Annotated in this window: 2 protein-coding genes; both read right to left on the reverse strand. The window is 40.0% G+C overall.

Annotated features, from left to right (window positions below; all coding sequences use genetic code 11):
• Nucleotides 1-2071 precede the first annotated feature (2071 nt).
• The gene (locus tag EO95_RS03600; protein WP_048132249.1) at nt 2072-2569 is read right to left on the reverse strand and encodes an Hsp20/alpha crystallin family protein; all 498 of its coding nucleotides are present in this window, start codon (nt 2567-2569) and stop codon (nt 2072-2074) included.
• A 34-nt stretch (nt 2570-2603) separates the two neighbouring features.
• Nucleotides 2604-3128 (reverse strand): archaeal heat shock protein Hsp20, encoded by a 525-nt coding sequence (gene hsp20 / locus EO95_RS03605; protein ID WP_048132251.1) that lies wholly within the window; start codon nt 3126-3128, stop codon nt 2604-2606.
• Between the last annotated feature and the right edge of the window lie 689 nt (nt 3129-3817).

Genomic DNA, 3817 nt, shown 5'->3' on the forward strand with positions numbered 1-3817 from the left:
GACGGCATACGAGATAGGAGTCCGTCTCGTGGGCTCGGAGATGTGTATAAGAGACAGGCCATATATAGAATGGGCCCTGTGCAGATTTGGAAGCAGCTCCAATGAAGATCAGAACCAGGACTGCAACATAAAACGGACTTCCGTGTAATGTTGAAAGGAGTTCTGAACTCTGAGCGACTTCAGAGATACCATAGGTGCCTGTAACAACCCTGAGCATCAGGAAGCCTGCGAACATGACAAGTCCGCCACCGGCAGTTATCAGAAAGGCTTTGGTTGCGCCGTATACGGATTCTGGTCTTTCTCTCCAGTATCCGATAAGCATAAAAGATGTTATACTAGTCAGTTCCCAGAAAATAAACATCTGGATAGTATTATCTGTATAGGCAATGCCCAGCATTGCACCCATAAAGAGTAAGAGCCACTGGTAGTACCTTGGCAGGTCTTCCTTTGTGGACATATAACCGTTTGAATAGGACATGATGATAACACCAACGCCTGAAACGATTAATGCCAGGAGAACGGCCATGCCATCTCCGTAAAAGTCTAAGGATAGACCAGCTGCCGGTAACCAGTCCCACGAACCCTTAACAGGAGTGCCTGCCATAGCGTACGGGATTACCTGGGCGTTCAACACAAAACACGTAAATGCGATAAGTGCCGAAATCCAGCCAATCCTCTGTTTGAATACTCTATATAATACAGGTAATGTCCATGCAAGTATAAATGGTAAAAAGACAGCTATTACTATTGCATTAAATGGATCCATGAATCATCAACCCAACCTCTGTAGTTTTTTGGTTATTTAATAGTGAACACTAGTCAGGTTCAAAAGTTTCAATCCAGAATTCAATCCACATAGAAAATAAAGATATAATGTAATCTTATATTTTCCTCGCGTATACTCTTTTGTCATATAGTAAAAATGTTTCGGTTTTTACTGGATGCATCTTCAGCATCAAGCAAACTATTTTGCGTCAAAATTGCGCGCTAAATCTTGCCAAATTGTTCCCTGATTACAGCAAATACCTCCCTTTCAAAACTGCAGATTTTTACGTAATTGAAATTACATCCCACTTTTCTCATTGAAATTTTAGCTTTTCTCAGTTCTTAACGCTACCGATTTTATCATAATAGGGGTTTAATGGAACGATGTACAATAATCCAAATCAGAACTAAATAAATATAAAGGTATAAAACCGATAGCATCTGGTTTACTAATTTCCATGTGGATTCTCAAATATTTGAACATTTCCAAAAAACACTATCAAGAAAAGAGCAATTTCGAGGAAAAAAAATATGAAAATAAAGGTCAGAAGAAAAAAATTTCATTTTGGAGTAGCAATTTAATCAGAATAATTAATGAAATTAGTTAATAAGTAACCCCCTTGATCAGTATAAGTTATTTAGCTCACTAAAACTGTGAATCAGTAAATCTAATTTGAGAAAGCAATAGAGAATGATTCAGTAGCAGGTTCAGTGAAATTAAGTCAGTTTTAAAATATATATGCGTATATATCAAAAAATTGAAACTTACGTATAAAATGAATCAAATAGATAAAAAAGAGAAATATGTGCATTGAAAGTAAAAAAAATCTAAATAGAAAGAAACTCGAACGAAAGTTTTTTGTCAAAAAAAAGAAACAGCGGACAAAAAAAGGTCACAAAAAGGAAAAGAGTATATCTAACATAATTATTCGAAACCTTCTGGTTTTGAAACGGTCAGAGAAATGTTCTAGAAATGTGTTAAGGAATGGATTCTCGATAAAAGAATAAAAATTAAAAAATATAAAGGGCGTACTTAAAAAATTTCAAGAGCATTGCAAAAGGACGGATAATTTAAAAACTGCCCATGCTAAGTTAAAAAGGTACAGCAAACTAAACACAAAGATCCGTAAAACGCCAGTAAATACGAGCCTGATGAGAAAAAAGGTTCAGAATTATTTTCTCTTCTATAATATGAGAAGAAAAATAATAATTCTTCTATATGCTGATTCTATACTCAACATATTTATCAGGGTTCAGGCTTTTGTTTCCTGTCCTTCGCCCTGAAACGGTCCTCTGTCTTTTCGAATTAATTGATCTCTATTGCTACAGGACTTTCCTCGGGGCAGCGCCTGAAGGTAACCTCAAGCACTCCATTTTTGTAACTTGCTTTTGCACTCTTCGGATCCACAAGGACAGGGAGTTCCACGTCTTCCGAATATTCAGAAAGCCCAATGACTTTAATTTCAAGGTGCTGAGCGGTAGCGTGCAGCAGGAGATCTTTCTTTTCAACCTCCGGAAATTCTGCAAGTACGTGCACCATGTCCTCGTTTTCAAATATATCAATTAAAGGTTCTTTTGTTTCTGAGGCAAAGAAGTTCTCTTCTTTTTGAGAGTATTCCGGAACGTTTCCAAATTCCCGGAGTTCAGTATCTTCCCCCGGGCGATGAATGATAGAAAATCCGTAAACAAAGGGAACGGACTCTCCCATTTCTTCCAGGAGGGCTTCGATCATCTCTTCCAGGTTGTCAAAAAGTTCAGACCCAAAATCTTCAAAGAAATCCTTTCTTTTTCTTATGCCCACCATTATTACCTCTGATTTTCCTCTCGCTCCCGAAAAATCACTCTATATCGATTGAAGTTCGGGAACTGGACTCCAGCCGGTTAAAGGTAACTTCCAGCACACCATTTTTATATGTGGCTTTAGCACTCTGGGGGTCCACCTTTACGGGCAGTTCCACACGTTCGGAGTATTTTGGATTCCCATCTAATGTTTCGATGTCAAGTATTAAATCAGTTGCGTTCAGTTGAATGTTTTCTTTCTCGATGCCCGGCATCTCGGCAACCACATGGACTTTTTCCTCGGATTCCAGTACATCAATAAGGGGTTTTCTTATGTCAAGATAGCGTTTTTCTCCGGTTTCCATCTGTTCAAACATAGGGATATTCCCAAATTCCCGGATTTCAGGCTCTTCCCCTGCCCGCTGGGTTACGGAAAAACCGTAAACAAAAGGGTGCTGCCCGAAGTTATCCATACTCATGCCCATAGCCCTGCTAAGGCGCTCGAACATTTCGTCCATGTCCTTAAGGGGATCAATTCCGAATATTTCATCGAAAAAACTTCTTTTTCTCCTGTCTCTGTCCATCTCATCACATCATTATTAAGTTATGCGTCTTGAGTTTCTTAAGTGAGTATTACCCAAATCAGTAAGGTTATTAATTGAAATGGTTATTTTCCACTAAAATTAAAAAGACCGGTATTAACCGGTATGTCAGGCAAAGCCTCATTCGGACTGCGGAAAACTCGGAACTTCTGTTCCCTCGATTTCCTTTTCCTGTTCTTTTGCTTCGGAAGACTCTTCCTCAAACTCAGTTGCATACCTGGCAAAGAGTTCGGCGCTCTTCTCATACGCACTCAGGTTTTCTCTGGATATTGTAGGCTTTACACGGCGGATTGCTTTTTCAAAGTGTTTTTTGGAAAGCCTAACGTCCCCTATCTTCTCCTGGATGTCCTTTCGGTTGATACCCGGGGTAACTATTTCCCTGAGGGCGAGCATTGCCGCTTCCCTGCAGACTCCTTCGATATCCGCACCCACATATCCCTCGGTCAGATCAGCAAGTTCTGAGAGGTTTACGTCTTCTGCAAGAGGTTTTTCTTTTGTGTGGATCTCAAAGATCTTCTCCCTGCCTTCTTTTTCGGGCGGCCTGATGTAAATAAGCCTGTCAAAACGGCCAGGTCTGAGGAGAGCAGGGTCCACCATATCCGGCCGGTTTGTAGCAGCAACTATGATCTGTCTCTTATACACATCTGACGCTGCCGACGAATAGAGAGGTG

This window comes from Methanosarcina sp. 1.H.T.1A.1, from assembly GCF_000979295.1.
In the GTDB taxonomy this organism is placed as follows: Archaea; Halobacteriota; Methanosarcinia; order Methanosarcinales; family Methanosarcinaceae; genus Methanosarcina.

What these genes read in the sequence shown, in the direction of transcription:
- EO95_RS03600 (WP_048132249.1), bottom strand. Translation starts at nt 2,569, where the DNA reads ATGGTGGGCATAAGAAAAAGAAAGGATTTCTTTGAAGATTTTGGGTCT.
- hsp20 (WP_048132251.1), bottom strand. Translation starts at nt 3,128, where the DNA reads ATGGACAGAGACAGGAGAAAAAGAAGTTTTTTCGATGAAATATTCGGA.